The organism is Pseudomonas sp. WC2401, from assembly GCF_041200115.1.
Taxonomy (GTDB): Bacteria; Pseudomonadota; Gammaproteobacteria; order Pseudomonadales; family Pseudomonadaceae; genus Aquipseudomonas; species Aquipseudomonas fragi.
Genome location: NZ_CP165623.1, coordinates 2,633,132 through 2,649,516, shown reverse-complemented (window position 1 = coordinate 2,649,516; position 16,385 = coordinate 2,633,132). Strand labels below are relative to the sequence as shown.

Sequence of the window (16,385 nt, the reverse complement as noted above, 5' to 3'; positions counted from 1 at the left end):
TCAAGGCTCACTGTTCAAGAGGGTTGAAGGTGTAGCGGCTGATGGTGTCCACCACACAGCCGGGGCGTTCGCTGCCTTCGATTTCGACGCTCATGCGCACCACTGCCTGCACGGCCTGGCCCAGTGTTTCGACCCGCATCACCTGGCCATGGCCGCGAATTCGCGAACCGACCTTGACCGCTGCCGGGAAGCGCAGCCGGTCAGTGCCACAGTTGACGCCCATGGCCAGATTTTCGAACTGCATCAGTTGCGGCATAAACAGATTGGCCAACGCCAGAGTCAGGTAGCCGTGGGCGATGCAGGCACCGAACGGCCCGCTGGCGGCGCGCTCAGGGTCGACATGGATCCACTGATGATCGCCGGTGGCCTCGGCAAACAGGTTGATCCGCTCCTGGGTCAGCAACAGCCAGTCGGTGCGCCCCAGATCCATGCCCTCGGCCGCCAGCAACTGCGCGGCACTGCTGAAAGTCGTGCTCATACTCTGTGCCTCACGCTTGTTGCGAGCTGACAGGCAGCACTTCGCCGACCATATACGAGGCGTAGTCACTGGCCAGAAACACCATGACATTGGCCACTTCCCAGACTTCGGCGGCGCGACCAAAGGCTTCGCGGCTGGTGAGCTGGTCGAGCAACTCGCTGCTGGCGGCTTTTTTCAGGAAGTCGTGCAGGGCAATCGACGGCGCCACGGCGTTGATCCGAACACCGCTTTCGGCAGCTTCCAGAGCGCTGCAACGGGTCAGGGCCATGACCCCCGCCTTGGCGGCGGCGTAATGGGCCTGTTCCTTTTGCGCACGCCAGCCCAGTACCGAGGCGTTGTTGACAATGGCCCCGGCACCTCGGCGCTCCATATGCGGGAGCATGGCGCGGGTCATGCGCATGGTGCCGGTTAGGGTGATATCCAGCACCGACGACCACTGTTCATCCGTCATCTCGGTCAGGCGCACCTGCCCGCCAAGCCCGGCGTTGTTGATCAGCACATCGACACCGCCCAGGGCCTCTTCGGCGGCGGCGACCAGGGCCTGCACATCGGCTTCGACAGTGACGTTGCACAGCTGCCCGTAGACCGCCTGCAAGCCGGTTTCAGCCTTGAGCCGCTCGACGGCTTCTTCGAGACGGCGCGGGTGGATATCGGAAATCATCAGGGCGCGGCAGCCCTCTTCGGCACAGCGTTTGGCCGCGGCATAACCGATACCGGCGCCGGCTGCGGCAGTGATCAAAATCGACTTGCCCGCCAGCAACTGGTGGCCGGGAACATAAGGGGGTGCTTGTCTCATGGTTGAATGCTCTTTTTTAATCAAAAATCAAAAGCCCCTCACCCTAACCCTCTCCCAAGGGAGAGGGGACTGACCGCACGCGGTTTCGAGAACACCTCAAATCAGTCCCCTCTCCCTCCGGGAGAGGGTTGGGGTGAGGGCCAGCGCTATCAGCTACCCCACACCCGCTGCGGCGCAGGTGCTTCAGCCAGGATCTGGCCCAGGGCAACGCCCACCTCTTCAGGCTGCCATTGCGCGCCCTTGTCGCGGGTCACCCCGGTGCGCCAGCCATCGCCCAGGGACAATCGCCCACCCTGGCTTTCGATGATCTGCCCACTCACCTCCCCCGACAATTCACTGCCCAGCCACACCACCAGCGGTGCGACGTTTTCCGGAGCCCAGGCATCAAAGCCGCCGTCTTCAGGTTTTTTCACCATGTCCGGCATCGCACTCTCAGTCATCGAAGTACGCGCCGCCGGGGCCAGGGCATTGGCGGTCACGCCGTAGCGCGCCAGCTCGGCTGCCTGGACCAGGGTCAGTGCGGCAATCCCGCCTTTGGCCGCACTGTAGTTGGACTGCCCCACCGAACCCTGCAGGCCCGCGCCGGAGCTGGTATTGATGATGCGCGCCGCCACCGGCTTACCCGCCTTGGCCTGGTCGCGCCAGCGCTTGCCAAGAATATTGGCCAGGCAAAAATGCCCCTTCAGGTGCACACGCATCACCGCATCCCAGTCCTCTTCACCCAGGCTGATAAACATGCGGTCGCGCAGGATGCCGGCGTTGTTGACCAACACATGCACTTCGCCAAACGCCGCCAGCGCAGCGTCGACGATGTGCTGCGCCGTGGCGAGGGTGGTGATGTCATCGGCATTGGCGATGGCCTGCCCGCCCGCCTCGCGTATTTCGGCCACCACCTCTTCTGCGGCTTCGCGACGAATGTCGTTGACCACCACATTGGCGCCCTCGGCGGCGAACGCCAGCGCGTAGGCGCGGCCCAAACCGCCGCCCGCGCCGGTAATGATGACGGTACGTCCTGCACAAATTGCCATGTCGTTACTCCTAGAGGCGCTCAATAATCGTCACGTTGGCTTGTCCACCGCCTTCGCACATGGTCTGCAAACCATAGCGGCCACCGCTGTGCTCAAGCTGGTTGAGCAGGCTGGTCATCAACCGCGCACCGCTGGCCCCTAGCGGATGGCCGAGGGCAATCGCGCCGCCGTTGGCGTTGGTGCGGGCCGGGTCGAAATCCAGCTCCTTGGCCCAGGCCATGACCACCGAGGCAAAGGCTTCGTTGATCTCGACCAGGTCAATGTCCTGCATGCCCATGCCGGCTTTTTTCAACGCCGCACGGGTGGCGGCAATCGGTGCCCGGAGGTGCCAGATCGGGTCGTCGCCGAGCACCGAAAGGTGATGGATCCGCGCCCGGGGCGTGAGGTTGTAGCGCTTGAGCGCAGCCTCGGAGACCACCAGCAAGGCGGCCGAGGCATCGCAGGTCTGGCTGGACACGGCAGCGGTGATCGACGGGAACTCGGCGGATACCGGCTCCAGCTCGGCCATTTTCGCCAGGCTGGTATGGCGCGGTGTTTCGTCGTCCCTTACCCCTTCACAGGGCACGATTTCGTTGACGAAACGACCGGCGGCCATGGCGGCCAGCGCCCGACGATGGCTCTCCAGGGCATAGGCTTCCATGTCCTGGCGGCTGATATTCCAGTGGTCGGCAATACGTTGGGCGGCATAGAACTGGTTGACCGGCTGCTCGCCAAAACGCGCTTTCCAGCCCTTGCTGCCGGAGAACGGATCGGCAAAACCCAGCGGCTGACCGGCCAGCATCGCCGAGGAAATCGGAATCTGGGTCATGGTCTGCACGCCGCCCACGGCAATCACATCCTGGGTGCCGCTCATTACTGCTTGCGCAGCAAAATGCAAAGCCTGCTGCGATGAGCCGCACTGGCGATCGATGGTTGTGCCGGGCACATTCAACGGCAAACCGGCGGCCAGCCAGCTGGTACGGGCGATATCACCGGCCTGGGAGCCGATGGTGTCGACACACCCAAAAATCACGTCGTCATATTCGTCGGCCGGAATTGCGTTGCGCTCCACCAGTGCCTTGAGCACGTGGGCGCCGAGGTCGATGGCATGGACGTGGGCCAGGCCGCCCTTGCGTTTGCCGGTGGGGCTGCGCAATGCATCAACAATATAGGCTTCAGGCATCGGTCAATCCTCGAACGTGTGACCGCAGCCCAGAGGCGCCGCGCCACTCAATACATACTCGGCCACACGGGCCTTGTGCAGCGCACGGTCGCCCCAGGCGTTGTCCAGCGCCCAGGCGCGTTTCATAAACATTTGCAGGTCGACTTCCCAGGTGTACCCCATCGCGCCGTGCACCTGAATGCCGTGGCGGGCCGCCAGCCAGCTGGCTTCGCAACTGGCCAGGCGTGCCTGGGATACCCACACCGCGGCATTCGGCTCGTTGTGCGCCAGGGCATAAGCGGCGCGATACAGCACCGGTTTGGCGAACTCCAGCGCCGTGGCAACATCGGCCAGGTGGTGCTTGACCGCTTGAAAGCTGCCGATGGGCTTGCCAAATTGTTTGCGTTGCGCGGCGTAATCCACCGACAGATCGAGCATGCGCTGGGCCAGCCCGAGCAACTGCCCGGCCACCGACAGCGCGCCCCGATTCAGGGTTTGCGCCCACAGTTCACGGCCCCGCTCGCCCTGCGCCACCTGGGTGGCCGCAGCGGGTTGCCAACTGACCTGCGCCAGGCGCCGCGAGGCATCGATGCTGGCGTGGTTTTGCACATCCACCTGGCTGCGCGGCACGGCGTGGACTTCATCGCCATGGGCCAGCAGCAGCAAGTCAGCGTGGGCGGCATCAGCCACCAACGGATTGACCGGGTGCCCGATGGCCACCCGCAAACTGCCGTCGGCAATGCGCTCCAGCCATTCGCCGCGCCGGGCAACGCTGTCATCCAGCCCGGCAATCAGGGCGCTGGCCACATACGCGGTGTCAGCCAGCGAGTCAGGAATGGCGTAGTAACCCAACTCCTGGGTCATCAGCGCCCAGGCCACATCATCCATGCCCAGGCCGCCAAAGGCCTCGGGGATCGACAGCGCGGTGAGGCCCTGCTCGGCAATCTTGTTACGCAGATCCGGGGAGCGGCCGACATCGGTTTCCCAGATTTCACGGAGCATCTCGGGGGCGGCTTCGGTCATCAGAAAACGGCTGATGGCCTCGCGGAAGGTGATCTGGTCTTCGGTAAAGGTAAAGTCCATGCCCGGCCTCACTTCGGCAGACCGAGCATGCGCTCGGCAATGATATTGCGCTGGATCTCGTTGGTGCCGGCGTAGATGGGCCCGGCCTGGGCAAACAGAAAGCCCTCCAGCCAGTCGTGACCATCCGCCGATTTACCGGTCAGTTCGCCACTGGCGCCGAGAATGCGCATGGCGGTTTCGTGCATGCGCAAATCCAGCTCCGACCAGAAAATCTTGTTGGTGCTCGACTCGGCGCCAATCTGCGCACCCTGGCTCAAACGCCCCACGGTGTGGTAGGAAGACAGGGCGTACGCCTGCGCATCCATCCAGGCCTTGCACACCGCATCGCCCAGGCTCGGGTCGCGGTCGGCGCTGGCGCGGTTGGCCTGATACAGCTCCACCAGCTTGCGCGCCGTGTACTGAAAGCGCGCCGGCGAGCGCAGCAGCAAACCGCGTTCGAAACCGGCAGTGGCCATTGCTACATGCCAGCCCTGCCCTTCGTCACCGATACGGTTTTCCAGCGGTATACGCACGTCGTCGAAGAACACTTCGGCAAACGCATCCTTGCCGTTCAAGGCCTTGATCGGACGTACCGTGACCCCCGGCGCGTTGAGCGGCACCATCACAAAGGACAGGCCGTGGTGACGGCTTGAACCAGGGTCGCTGCGGAACAGGCCGAACAGCCAGTCGGCAAAAATCGCCCGTGTCGACCAGGTTTTCTGGCCGTTAAGCACATAGCTGTCACCGTCACGGCTGGCCTTGCTGGTGATCGCCGCCATATCGGAACCGGCGTTGGGTTCCGACCAGCCCTGGGCCCACATGTCGGCACTGGCCGCCATGCGTGGCAAGAAACGTTTTTTCTGCGCCTCGGTACCGAACTCCATCAAGGTCGGGCCCAGCAACAGCTGGCCGTTCTGATTGACCCGCATCGGCGCGCCGGCACCGTAATATTCTTCTTCGAAAATCAGCCACTCGATCAGATCGCAGCCGCGCCCGCCCAGCTCGGTAGGCCACATGACCATCGACAGCCGGCTTTCGAACAGCTTGGCTTCCCACTGGCGGTGCTGTTCGAACCCTTCACGGGTGTCGTAGCTGGCCAGCGGCGTGGCCGGCAGGTTGTCCGCCAGCCATTGGCGCACCTCCTGACGGAAAGCTTTCTGCTTGTGGGAGTAAGTCAGATCCATCTTCAACTCCTCAGAACGTGGCGTCGCGTTTTTCAACGAACGCGCGGCGGGTTTCAGCGGAGTCCGCGCAGTTGTAGGCCTGCAGCGTAAAACCCTGCTCCCAGCGGTATTTGTCTTCCAGGTTGCCGTCTTCGATACCGTTGAGCGCCTCCTTGGCGATACGGATCATCGCCGGGCTTTTACTGGCGATCTTGCGGGCTATTTCCAGAGCGGTTTCGCGCAGTTGCTCGCGGGGCACCACGCGCTCGATAAAGCCGTACTGCTGGGCGTCGACGGCGCTGATTTTGTCGCCGGTCAGGAACAGGTAACGGACTTTTTGCACCGGGAACAAACGCTGTAAGTGCGCTCCGCCGCCCATCGCGCCACGGTCCACTTCCGGCAGGGCAAACGTTGCGCAGTCGGAGGCGACGACGATGTCTGCAGCGCCGGTAATGCCGATCCCGCCGCCCAGTACAAAACCATGTACCGCAACAATCACCGGCACCGGGTTGCGATGCACCGCCTTGAAGGTGGCGTAGTTACCCGCGTTGACCTTGACGATCAGCTCAGGGTGGGCGTCCAGCTCCTTGATATCGACCCCGGCACAAAAACCACGACCCTCGGAGCGGATCACGATGACGCGCACTTGCGGGTTCTGGCCCAGGGCTTCGAGGGTATGCGCCAGGTCCAGCCATTGCTGGCTGTCGAGGGCATTGACCGGTGGCCGGTCGATCACCAGCTCAGCGACGCCTGCGTCGATGCTGGTGTGAAATGCGGTATGAGTTGCGCTGTTCACAGGTGCTCCCGGGTTGGCAAAGGCATGGGAGCAGTATGGGAATGCGCTGCGGCGTGATCATCGTCCGTTGAGACTAACGCGAGTGCAGCCGCTGACGCACCGGGTGGCACCGGTTCATCAGCGGCCGCGAGGCGTCATGTGCTGCCTTACTCAAACCCGGACGGGCCGTCAACGATGGCTTTGGCGGTGTTATTGAGCAAGTCATGCACTCGCTGGATCTCGGCCGGGCTCCAGAGCCCCTGATGCAATTGCAGGGCATGACGCAGGTTATGCACGGCCTCGTGGATTTCTTCGGGCCGGCCCTGGCTGCGCAGCGAGCGCCTGCTGACATCGATGCGCATGCGCACCCCATTGAGGGCAACGTGTTGCTGGGTCAAATAAGTGCATCCAGCCTCAGTAATGCTGTAGCACTTTTTCTCCCCTTCCATGCAGGCCACAACCAGATGGCCGGCCTCCAGAAACGCCATTGTTGGATAAATTACCCCCGGGCTGGGGCTGTAGGCGCCATCGAAAAGGGCCTCGACTTGCTGGATCAAGTCATAACCGTGGCGCGGTTGATCGCGTACCAGCGACAGCAACAACAACTTCAAGTCACCGGCGGCAAAAACCCTCGGGTTCCGGCTGCCGCGCTCTCGCGCTGAGCGTTTATCCATTACCTCGCCAAAATCGCTCTCATGTTGATACTTATATTGGCTACTCATGTTCGCACTCCATTTCATTCAACAGAGCCCACGTTAAAACACAACTTAATTTTCAACTCAAGCCATTAACACAACCCTGACAAAAATACAGTTACACACTAATAAAAAATACAACACACCCCGCAACTACGACACAACTAAACTTCCATTAATGATATAACTTACTTACCCACCCCGCATCACAACCATCCCCCATACGCACGCACAACAAAATACAGCCAGGCACGCCTGCCGAAAATTTATATCTAATAATTTCACAACCGGAAAACAGCCCAAATCCAAATATCAGATATATCGCTCTAGTCATGTCTGAAAAAGACTACAAAAGCTTGGGGCTATGACTACTTACCTGACCATTATTTTCCTTTAATCTGATTTGGCGCTACAAACGGAGTTTAGAGATTTCGCTCTCGCCCCGTATAAAGCTGAAAGCCTCACCCCCCCCTGAGAGTCTTATTGACCTACTGGTACTTAAATTATGTTCAAAAGCAAAATCGCTGTAATTCTTGGCACCCTGATCATTGGTACATCGACGGCAAGCATGGCAGTTGCCAACACCTCTTCAACCTCAATCAACATCAGCGCAGTCGTTCCAAGCACCGAGTTTCAAGCACTGCCAACCAATCCAAACTTCGGACAAGCAGAAGTGCTGGCTTACAACCCGAGCAACTCCAGCCTGGGCGGCCTGAGCCAGCGTTACACATACAAAAGCACGACGGGCGCGATCAAGGCTTTTATTGAGGGCGGCGCCTCAAATCTCTACAACGGCAACAGCGCTCAAAATATTCCGCTAACCACCAAATTCAATAACGTAGTCCTGACTGGCACTACTCAGGAAGTAGTGGAGCAAACCCTTGCCAATAGCGGGGGATCAGCCGACCTGACAATTAGCCCTGGTCCTATTCCAAGCGGCGCTTCAGGTAATTATGACGCGTCATTCACTGTGATTTTTGAAAGCACGGCACCATAACAATTCGGCTATGGCCCTTTGATTCGGTAGCACTTGGTGCCCGTTCAGTGCACTCGCTGAACGGGCACCACAAATAAACTATTGGTTTGATAGCAGAGTATGGTGAACATGTTCCCGATGACATGCATCGCGGCAACACTTGCTTCATTGATGTGTTTTGCGACTCTTGCAGTGGCTGCAGGCAACAGCATCACGCCTAAACGTTTGCTGGAGCAGGCCAAGGGGCTGCCGGCAGACTTTGAAGAGCATCTTTTCGATGTGCCGCTGGCCGTACAAGTGGAGCGTGACAGTCAACTGGTCGGAGAAGCCCTTATTGTGCTGTCACGGGATGACCGTATCACGCTGCTCGAGTTCACGGACTACAACGAAAGCCAGATATCCCCCAATGAACGGGACATATGGGCGGATCATCTCAAACAGGGTACCCCGCTGGGGGCCTGCACGAGCAAATGCCCCGAACAGTTGCTTGCCATTCACTACAACCTTGAGAACTCAATGGTCTCGTTGCTGACCGAAAAAGCCGAACAACAATTCCAGCAAAGCCAATACTACGACCTGCCCATCGATGGCAGCACCGGATTGATCCTGCGTAACCAGTTGAACCTCACCGGTGGCCAGCAGGAATACCTGGGCGGCCGTTATGGTCTGGAGGCCAGCAGCAGCCTGGGAAAATGGACCCAGACACTCAACCTGCAACTGAATCGCATCGGCGGCCCGCAAGAGAACCAGATCAGGCACGCAGTGTATTCGGCCTACACCCAGCGCGAACTGCCAGGCAGCTTCCTGCGCCTGGGTTACTTTATCCCCGGGTCAGAAGGCCTTACCCGCCAGATCCGCACACTCGGGGACAACCCTGATACGGCGTTTGGCGTGATGTACGGCAGCTCAGACAGCTTGAGCATTACTCTGCCCAAACCCAGCATCTACCCCATTTATGTCACGCCCAACCGGCAGGCGACGGCGCAAATCTATCGTAACGGCGTGTTGATCAACACCCAACCGGTCGCTGCTGGCTTGCAAAGTCTGGACACCCGCCCCCTGCCAGGCGGGATCTACGAAGTGCAAGTGCGCCTGGTCGAGGATGACCAGGTCAGCAGTACCACCACGGAATTGGTGTACAAGCCGAGCAACTGGCGCAACCTCGACAACCCCTGGCGCTATAACCTGTTTGCCGGCCGTGAGAGTACGTTGCTGAGCAACTGGGACGATAAGGCCAGCGGCGAGATGACCGCCGGCGGCGCCGTTAATTACCTGCTGCATCCGCGCGTGGTACTGGGTGTCTCAGGACGCCAGGTCAAGGGTAACGTGCAATGGGGTACCTCCATTGACTGGACGCTGAGCGGCGCTGTCGGCTTTTACGCCAACCTCTACCAGACCAAAAACCACGGCACGGGTGTCGACCTCAACAGCCAATATAACTATGGCACGGGCAGCATCATCTTCACGCACAACCGCAGTTGGCTCGATACTCGCGACACCTATGAAACGCTGCCGGATGGCACCTATCTGCGCCCAAAGACGGCTTATTTGGGGCAGGTCAGCCGCTCTTCGGCGTCCTTGAACCATCGCTTCGGGGTCAGAAACACCTTCAGCGCGCGTCTGTCCCATAGCGATGGTTACACACAAGGATACGGCCTGGATCTAGGTTGGACGCAAATGACCCATCTGTTTGGCAGCGATGGCAACTGGCGTTTGTCGGTATTTGACCGCCCGGCTAGCCTCAGCAGCGCCAACACGCGAAACCGTGGCTTCGACCTCAGTTTCAGCCTTGCCCTCGGCGGACCGGGCGAGCGCTGGTCGGCCAGCCTGGGCTCGCGTACCAGTCGCGACGGTGAACGCAACAACAACGCTTCACTCAGCTACAGCAAGGACCTCAAGGACCATACCCTGCAAAGCGTGGCAGCTACGGCTAACATCGATGCGTATGGCATAGGGCTCAACGGGCGCACCAGCTTCCAGCTCGATGCCTTTGGCGGCGACCTGTTCCTGCAACGTTCCTCCTACAACGGCAACTTCAGTGGCGGCCTGAACCTGGACAGCACCGTGGCCTTGAGCGGCTCAAAACTGGCCATGACCAGCCAACCCGGGGGCCAGGGGGCCGGTCTGATCGTTGATGTGGAGTCCGATGTTGCCGATATCGACCTGCGCGCCGATGACCTGAGCGGCAGCAGTACGGTACTGCGCCCGGGCCGCAATTTTATCCCCATTACCGCCTACAAGAACAGTTCGGTCAGCTTCGACTTCCAGGGCACCGACGTCCCTGCTGCTGCCATCCAGCCACCGCGCACGCGCTATCATCTTAATAAGGGCGGCGTGGGCTATCGCAAGATTAATGTGGCCAAAACCGTCACCGTGCTTGGGCGCCTGCTGGACCCGCAGGGCAAACCGCTCAAGGGCCATCACATCATCAACCATGCCAGCCGTGGGGTCAGTGAAGTGGACGGGTTCTTCTCGATGGAAATGAACGCTGGAGCGCCCACGCTCGAAGTGCGCAAGGGCGAAGCATTGCTCTGCCAACTGGCAATCGACATGAGCACAACAGCAATGCAGGCCAACGTTCTGGAAATTGGCGACGTGCGCTGCATCCCCGAGACGCTGACCAGGTCGGTCACGGGTGACAACGTAGCAGGCTTGTAGGCGACAACGGGTTAGTAGCGCTGGGGTTGCAACAGTTCATCGGGTTCAGAAATTCAATGCTGCCAGGCAGCAAACACAAAGCGGGAAACAACCATGAAACTTGTCATTACGTTATTGGGCCTGTGCCTTTACTCACTGGGCGCAATGGCGAGCCCCAACATCAACATCGGAAGCGTTTTCGACTATATGGACGCCGGGCACAGCTCGTATTTAAAGCGGGTGTACAACGGTGGCAGCAGCACGGCGTTTGTGCGTATTTCAATTCTGGAAATCGTCTACAAGCCGGACGGCACACACGAAGAAGTGCCGCTCAATAGCAAGGGCAACTCCCCCACACGCGATGGCTTGATCGCCAGCCCGGCCCGCCTGATCGTGCCAGCCAAGGGCAATCAGGGCACACGACTGTTGTTCAAGGGCACCCGCGACAAAGAGCGCTATTACCGGGTTCGTTTTGTGCCCGTAGTGCCTGAAAAGGAAGATCAGTTCGCCATCAGCGAGGGTGAAGTCAGTGAGTACAAAAAAAGCCTGTCGGCCGGCGTCAATGTGATGGCTGGCTACGGCACGATTTTTATCGTCAGACCTTCAAACGCCAGGTTTGATACCCGAATAGAAGACACCCCGCTGCAGTATACCCTGCGCAACAACGGCAACACGGTGGTGGTGCTCGAAGCGTTCAAGGACTGCTCGCTCAAGGATGCACAGGACTGCAAACCCGTCACCTTGCATCATGTCCTGCCCGGCCGCTTCATGACATTTACCAAAGAGGCAGACCGCCACTATCGCTTCAATCTGATAGAGGGCCATGTTAAGAAAAACATCGAGGTACAAGGCCCATGAAACTGCTCGCCAAGCTCACCCTGAGCTATGCACTGGCGGCTGGGTTACTGGCGACTCATTACACAGCGCATGCCGTGCGCGAAGTGCATGATTTTGAGGTCACGGTATCTATCCCGACCCAGGAGTTCTATGCCCTGCCTGCTGACCCGGGTTTTCTTGAGCGTGAACATCAAATGGGCTGGAATCCACAGCATCTGGACCTTGTACCGATCAAGGCATTCTTCGACGTACTCAGCAGCGGTGGCGCTATAACCGCACGGTTGGGCTACGAGCCAAAGCTGTCCAGTACCAAGTTCGAGATCCCGCTACAGGTCAAGCTCAACAACCAGCTGTTGACCCTGACCGATAGCGTCATCGCCAATGATCAGCAAGCGCGCTACGGTCTGCGGGTGCCATTGCGCATTGATGCCGTCAAACCGGCTCAAGGGTACGAGGCGGGCAAGTATTACGGCAATGTCCTGATCCTGTTCGAGACCCTGGCGCCTTGATCGACCGGCAAGGCGACAGCACAAGCCCTCAAAGGGACTAGTCCGAGTCAGGGATTGCACCCATGCAGCACGCTTTCATGCTGGCGGCATGATCCGTAATCCTGCGAGGAGCGCCGCCCTATGGAGCTTGCCCTGTCTGACGAGCAGCGAATGATTCAAGCGTCTGCCGAACGCTTTCTGGCCCAGGTGGCCAGTTCCGCCGAAGTGCGTGCGGCCATGGCCAGCGAACAGGGTTACAACCCGGCTACCTGGGCACGCATTGCAGGTGAGCTGTACTGGCCTGCCCTGGCCATCCCCGAGGCCTATGGTGGCCTGGGGCTGAGCTTTGTCGAAGTGTGCCTGCTGCAGGAACAATTGGGCCGGCGCTTGCTGCCTTCGGCGTTCTACGCCACCTGCTGCCTGGCCCTGCCCGCGCTGTTGCTGAGCCGCAACGAACCCCTCAAGGCACATTGGCTGCCATTGATTGCGGCGGGTGAAGTGACAGCCAGCCTGGCTTACGCCAGCGCTCCACGCTGGGATGACACCGCCGTGCAGGTGTACGCACAAAGCTGCGCTGGCGGCTACCGGCTCAACGGTCAGTACCTGCATGTGATCGATGGGGCCGACTGCGATGTGCTGATTATCGCTGCCCGCACCCCGGGCAGTGTCGGTGAGGCTGGGATCAGGCTGTTTGCCATAGCCGCCGACACCCCCGGGGTGGAGCGTCACTCTCAACCCACTCTCGACCAGACCCGGCGCATAGCCACTGTCAGCCTCAACGATGTGCAGTTGCACGATGAACACCTGCTCAGCGAACCCGGCCAGGGTTGGCCAATGTTGCGGGACGTGCTGCGCATTGGCTGTATCGGCCTGGCCGCCGAACAGACGGGTGGCGCGCAACAGTCAATGGACATGACCCTGAGCTATATCAACGGCCGTGAGCAGTTTGGCCGGCGCATCGCCAGTTTCCAGGCCATCAAGCACCGCTGCGCCGATCTGATGCTGGCGCTGGAATGCGCGAGATCGGCCAGTTACTACGCCGCCTGCATCGCCGCTCAATGCCTGGACATCGACGGCGACCCGGCAGCGCAACAACAACTGGGCGAAGCGGCAGCCACGGCGAAGATCCACGCCAGTGAAGGTTTTTTTCACTGCGCCGCAGAGTCGATCCAGTTGCATGGCGGCGTGGGGTTTACCTGGGAATATGACCCGCACCTGTATTTCAAACGGGCCCGTGCCAGCGAACAGCTACTGGGTTCCCCCGCCTTTCACCGTGAGCAACTGGCCAAGCAGATCTTCGGAGAACTGTCATGAACATTGGATTCAGTGCGGCTGATGAACAATTCCGCCAGCAGGTGGCCCAGTGGATGCAGCAACACCTGACAGGCGATTTCGCGCCACTGCGTTTTCGCGGCGGACCGGGGGATGAAGACTTCGCCCCGGCCTTGCGCAAGGCCTGGGAGCAGGTGTTGGGCACCGGCCAATGGATTGGCGCAGGCTGGGCTGCGGAGCACGGCGGTCGCGGCTTGAGCATCAACCGCCAGGTGATCTTTTTTGAAGAGTACGCCCGCGCTGGCGGCCCCGGTCGCATGGGCCATATTGGCGAAGGCCTGGTGGGGCCAACGGTTGCGGTGTTTGGCACGCCAGAGCAGCAGCAACGGTTTTTGCCACCGATACTGGCCGGGCAGGCTTTCTGGTGCCAGGGCTACTCAGAACCAGGGGCCGGCTCGGACCTGGGCAATATCAAGACCCGCGCCAGCTTCGACAGCGACAGCGGGCAGTGGTTGATCAGCGGGCAAAAGGTCTGGACCTCCCTGGCTCACGAAGCGGACTGGTGTTTTGTACTGGCCCGCACCGAGCCAGGCAGCGTGGGCCATCGCGGGTTGTCGTTTTTACTGGTACCCATGCAGCAAAGTGGCATACAGGTGCAGCCGATCCGGCAACTGACCGGCTCGTGTGAATTCAACGAGGTATTTTTCGATCAGGCCACCACTGCAGCCGACAACCTGATTGGCCAGCCGGGCGATGGCTGGAAAATCGCCATGGCCCTGCTGGGTTTTGAACGCGGGGTGTCGACCCTGGGCCAGCAGATGCAGTTCCAGAATGAGCTGGACGAAGTGATCCATATCGCCAAGGCCAATGGTGCGGCACAGAACCCGCTGCTGCGCCAGCGCATCGCCCAGGCCTGGAGCGGCCTAAGGGTCTTGCGCTACAACTCGTTGCGCATGTTGTCAGGCGTGCAGGACGGCAGCCTGCGACCCGAGGCGACGATCTACAAGCTGGCGTGGTCGAACTGGCATGTCGAGCTGGGCAAGTTGGCAATGGACGTGTTGGGCCCTGATGCGGAACTGCTGGCGGGGGGGCCTTATGAACTGACCCGGTTGCAGGCGTTGTTTCTGTATACCCGGGCGGACACCATCTACGGCGGCAGCAGCGAAATCCAGCGTAATATCATCGCCGAGCGGGCCTTGGGAATGCCGCGGGAGGCGCGGTAGACGGGCTGAGAATCAAAAGCACCCTCACCCTAACCCTCTCCCGGAGGGAGAGGGAACTGACCGCACGCGGCTTCAAAATCTCCACTGACCAGCTCCCTCTCCATTCGGGAGAGGGTTGGGGTGAGGGCCAGGGTCAGAACGTGTACTTGCCGTTAAACGACAGGTAATCCCGATCCGCCATTGTCCGCCCCTGGGCAATATCGGCCGAACTCAGGTACGCCACATAGGTCAGCCCCATCTGGAAGTTGCCCAGGTACTTGAAATCACCGCCCAATGTCAGGCGCTTTTCAGCACGGCCCAGCCCCGAATAGGCGCTGCCATCGATATTCTGCGTCCAGGTCGCCTTGGTGGTCAGGTCCCAGCCATTAAACACGTTGGGGTGATCAAAATACGCGCCGATTCCCAGCAGGCTTGAGCCCCGTGTTTGCCCGTCATACACATACTTGTTGAAAGTCCCGTCCGTACCCGCCCCGCCACCGGTAATGGTCAGGTCATCCACACCCTGGATGCGCTGGTGCACCACTTCGGTCATCAACGTGGTCTGCTGCGCCATAAACGTCGGGCCGATCATGTACACGGCATTCAAGTTGCCCTGCCACACCTGCCCGCGCGCCGGGGCACCGTTGCTCAGGTACACCGCCGCGCCGTCGCGGTAGCTCAGGTCCCCGGCAAATTGCACCGAGTCCCCGGCCTTGGTGGTGAAGCTCACGCCCGTGAGCTTGATATTGTCAAAGTAGCCCAGCTGGTAGCTCGGGCCATTGCCGCTGCCCCCCGCCTTGTTCAGCGAGGAATAGTGGGTCTGCCCGGTAAAGTCGAAAAACAGCGCCGGCACACGGTCGTGATAACGGTAATGGAACAGGCCGATCTCGGTGTTTTGCGTCAACCGGTAACGCGTGCCCAACCCCCACTCGCCGCTGTCGCCCGGTTTGACCGAGCCACCGTAGCCGACCGCTGCGCCGTTGGGCAGATTGTCGACGATGCCCGGCGCCAAGCGGAAGAACTCCGCCCCCGGGCCAAAGGTGTCGCTGCCAAAATAGTCACCCACCGGGTTGAGCTGGGTTTCTTCCCATTTGTATTGGTAGAAGCCGAGCAGGGCCAGGTCCTCATTGACCGACCACGAACCCGATACCTGCCCCACCGGCAGGTAGGCATCCTTGGCTTCGGTACCTGGTACGTTGAACTTGGTCGAGTCCACCGGTGCCTGGCCCTGGCTGATGTTGGGCCAGAACAGGCTCTCGCCCCATGCCACCAGATGCCGCCCGGCCTTGAGCGACAGGTACTGGTCATCATTGACGGTAAAGTCGCCATACACATAAGCATCCAGCAGCCGCGCCTTGCTGCCGCTGAGTTTGCGTGTGTCCCGGCTGAAGTCGTTGTAGCGCCCGGTCTTGTTCACCGTGTCCGGCGAGTCGTTGTCGTTGCGCTGATGGTAGACCTCGTCATAGAAATGACTGGCGCGCATCACCGCACCGAGGTTGTCGTGCTTGAGCATCAACTCGCCGAATACGCTGACCCGATTGTTGATCAATGAACCGCGCTTAAAGTTGCGCGTCGCATCGTCGTAGTTGATGTTGTTGAGGTACTCATGATCCGGTTTTTCGGTACGCATCGAGGCCGTGTAGTTGACGGTCAGCGACGAGTCCAGGGTGGTGTTTTCACCCAGCTCGATGGTCGGCGCAGCCAGGGCCAGACCGCTTAGCCCCGAGAGCAAACCGGTGCCGACAAAACGCGAGTAGTGCTTGAACATGCCTTGCTCCTTGTTCTTGTTGTTTTGCCCCGCCCAGCCGCCTGCGCACAGGCGAGGCCCGTGGCAG

The 16,385-nt window shown here is 60.2% G+C and carries 15 protein-coding genes; 6 read left to right on the top strand and 9 right to left on the bottom strand.

Annotated features, from left to right (window positions below):
* Positions 1–7: 7 nt before the first annotated feature.
* The 8 genes from AB3G35_RS12055 to AB3G35_RS12020 all read right to left on the bottom strand — a co-directional run bounded on the left by AB3G35_RS12055 (position 8) and on the right by AB3G35_RS12020 (position 7,165).
* Positions 8–478 carry a MaoC family dehydratase gene (locus AB3G35_RS12055; protein ID WP_016780485.1) on the bottom strand — a complete coding sequence of 157 codons (471 nt, stop codon included), beginning with the start codon at positions 476–478 and terminating at the stop codon, positions 8–10.
* 10 nt (positions 479–488) lie between these two features.
* Positions 489–1,274: an SDR family oxidoreductase gene (locus AB3G35_RS12050; RefSeq protein WP_095040765.1), complete on the bottom strand. Its 786-nt coding sequence runs from the start codon at positions 1,272–1,274 to the stop codon at positions 489–491.
* A gap of 149 nt (positions 1,275–1,423) precedes the next feature.
* A complete protein-coding gene (locus tag AB3G35_RS12045) occupies positions 1,424–2,302 on the bottom strand; it encodes an SDR family oxidoreductase (protein ID WP_106116177.1) in 879 nt (292 codons plus the stop codon).
* Positions 2,303–2,312: 10 nt separating this feature from the next.
* The gene (locus AB3G35_RS12040) at positions 2,313–3,464 is read right to left on the bottom strand and encodes an acetyl-CoA C-acetyltransferase (protein ID WP_106116176.1); all 1,152 of its coding nucleotides are present in this window, start codon (positions 3,462–3,464) and stop codon (positions 2,313–2,315) included.
* 3 nt (positions 3,465–3,467) lie between these two features.
* A complete protein-coding gene (locus AB3G35_RS12035) occupies positions 3,468–4,526 on the bottom strand; it encodes an acyl-CoA dehydrogenase family protein (protein WP_169909071.1) in 1,059 nt (352 codons plus the stop codon).
* Positions 4,527–4,534: 8 nt separating this feature from the next.
* Positions 4,535–5,689 carry an acyl-CoA dehydrogenase family protein gene (locus AB3G35_RS12030; RefSeq protein ID WP_095040762.1) on the bottom strand — a complete coding sequence of 385 codons (1,155 nt, stop codon included), beginning with the start codon at positions 5,687–5,689 and terminating at the stop codon, positions 4,535–4,537.
* Between the two features lie 10 nt (positions 5,690–5,699).
* Positions 5,700–6,464, bottom strand: a complete 765-nt coding sequence (locus AB3G35_RS12025) for an enoyl-CoA hydratase family protein (protein ID WP_169909069.1) — start codon at positions 6,462–6,464, stop codon at positions 5,700–5,702.
* A 146-nt stretch (positions 6,465–6,610) separates the two neighbouring features.
* Positions 6,611–7,165 carry a PadR family transcriptional regulator gene (locus tag AB3G35_RS12020; RefSeq protein WP_088377103.1) on the bottom strand — a complete coding sequence of 185 codons (555 nt, stop codon included), beginning with the start codon at positions 7,163–7,165 and terminating at the stop codon, positions 6,611–6,613.
* 478 nt (positions 7,166–7,643) lie between these two features.
* Between AB3G35_RS12020 and AB3G35_RS12015 the strand changes: the two genes are divergently transcribed.
* From AB3G35_RS12015 to AB3G35_RS11990, 6 genes are all read left to right on the top strand, one after another.
* Positions 7,644–8,135, top strand: coding sequence for a CS1 type fimbrial major subunit (locus tag AB3G35_RS12015; protein ID WP_106116173.1), 492 nt, complete (start codon positions 7,644–7,646; stop codon positions 8,133–8,135).
* 108 nt (positions 8,136–8,243) lie between these two features.
* Positions 8,244–10,772, top strand: coding sequence for a CS1-pili formation C-terminal domain-containing protein (locus AB3G35_RS12010; protein ID WP_029611360.1), 2,529 nt, complete (start codon positions 8,244–8,246; stop codon positions 10,770–10,772).
* A gap of 93 nt (positions 10,773–10,865) precedes the next feature.
* Positions 10,866–11,609: a pilus assembly protein gene (locus AB3G35_RS12005; protein ID WP_086796309.1), complete on the top strand. Its 744-nt coding sequence runs from the start codon at positions 10,866–10,868 to the stop codon at positions 11,607–11,609.
* Positions 11,606–12,097, top strand: a complete 492-nt coding sequence (locus AB3G35_RS12000; RefSeq protein ID WP_016780474.1) for a CS1 type fimbrial major subunit — start codon at positions 11,606–11,608, stop codon at positions 12,095–12,097. The genes AB3G35_RS12005 and AB3G35_RS12000 overlap by 4 nt, the downstream gene beginning before the upstream one ends.
* A gap of 120 nt (positions 12,098–12,217) precedes the next feature.
* Positions 12,218–13,390, top strand: coding sequence for an acyl-CoA dehydrogenase family protein (locus AB3G35_RS11995; protein ID WP_016780473.1), 1,173 nt, complete (start codon positions 12,218–12,220; stop codon positions 13,388–13,390).
* A complete protein-coding gene (locus AB3G35_RS11990) occupies positions 13,387–14,571 on the top strand; it encodes an acyl-CoA dehydrogenase family protein (protein ID WP_016780472.1) in 1,185 nt (394 codons plus the stop codon). Before AB3G35_RS11995 ends, AB3G35_RS11990 begins: the two co-directional genes overlap by 4 nt.
* A 133-nt stretch (positions 14,572–14,704) precedes the next feature.
* On the opposite strand, the gene AB3G35_RS11985 is transcribed toward AB3G35_RS11990, so the two are convergent.
* A complete protein-coding gene (locus AB3G35_RS11985; RefSeq protein WP_196882430.1) occupies positions 14,705–16,318 on the bottom strand; it encodes a DUF1302 domain-containing protein in 1,614 nt (537 codons plus the stop codon).
* Positions 16,319–16,385 lie beyond the last annotated feature (67 nt).

What these genes read in the sequence shown, in the direction of transcription:
- AB3G35_RS12040 (WP_106116176.1), bottom strand. Translation starts at nt 3,464, where the DNA reads ATGCCTGAAGCCTATATTGTTGATGCATTGCGCAGCCCCACCGGCAAA.
- AB3G35_RS12005 (WP_086796309.1), top strand. Translation starts at nt 10,866, where the DNA reads ATGAAACTTGTCATTACGTTATTGGGCCTGTGCCTTTACTCACTGGGC.
- AB3G35_RS12045 (WP_106116177.1), bottom strand. Translation starts at nt 2,302, where the DNA reads ATGGCAATTTGTGCAGGACGTACCGTCATCATTACCGGCGCGGGCGGC.
- AB3G35_RS12055 (WP_016780485.1), bottom strand. Translation starts at nt 478, where the DNA reads ATGAGCACGACTTTCAGCAGTGCCGCGCAGTTGCTGGCGGCCGAGGGC.
- AB3G35_RS12020 (WP_088377103.1), bottom strand. Translation starts at nt 7,165, where the DNA reads ATGAGTAGCCAATATAAGTATCAACATGAGAGCGATTTTGGCGAGGTA.
- AB3G35_RS12015 (WP_106116173.1), top strand. Translation starts at nt 7,644, where the DNA reads ATGTTCAAAAGCAAAATCGCTGTAATTCTTGGCACCCTGATCATTGGT.
- AB3G35_RS12000 (WP_016780474.1), top strand. Translation starts at nt 11,606, where the DNA reads ATGAAACTGCTCGCCAAGCTCACCCTGAGCTATGCACTGGCGGCTGGG.
- AB3G35_RS12010 (WP_029611360.1), top strand. Translation starts at nt 8,244, where the DNA reads ATGTTCCCGATGACATGCATCGCGGCAACACTTGCTTCATTGATGTGT.
- AB3G35_RS11995 (WP_016780473.1), top strand. Translation starts at nt 12,218, where the DNA reads ATGGAGCTTGCCCTGTCTGACGAGCAGCGAATGATTCAAGCGTCTGCC.
- AB3G35_RS11990 (WP_016780472.1), top strand. Translation starts at nt 13,387, where the DNA reads ATGAACATTGGATTCAGTGCGGCTGATGAACAATTCCGCCAGCAGGTG.
- AB3G35_RS12035 (WP_169909071.1), bottom strand. Translation starts at nt 4,526, where the DNA reads ATGGACTTTACCTTTACCGAAGACCAGATCACCTTCCGCGAGGCCATC.
- AB3G35_RS12050 (WP_095040765.1), bottom strand. Translation starts at nt 1,274, where the DNA reads ATGAGACAAGCACCCCCTTATGTTCCCGGCCACCAGTTGCTGGCGGGC.
- AB3G35_RS11985 (WP_196882430.1), bottom strand. Translation starts at nt 16,318, where the DNA reads ATGTTCAAGCACTACTCGCGTTTTGTCGGCACCGGTTTGCTCTCGGGG.
- AB3G35_RS12030 (WP_095040762.1), bottom strand. Translation starts at nt 5,689, where the DNA reads ATGGATCTGACTTACTCCCACAAGCAGAAAGCTTTCCGTCAGGAGGTG.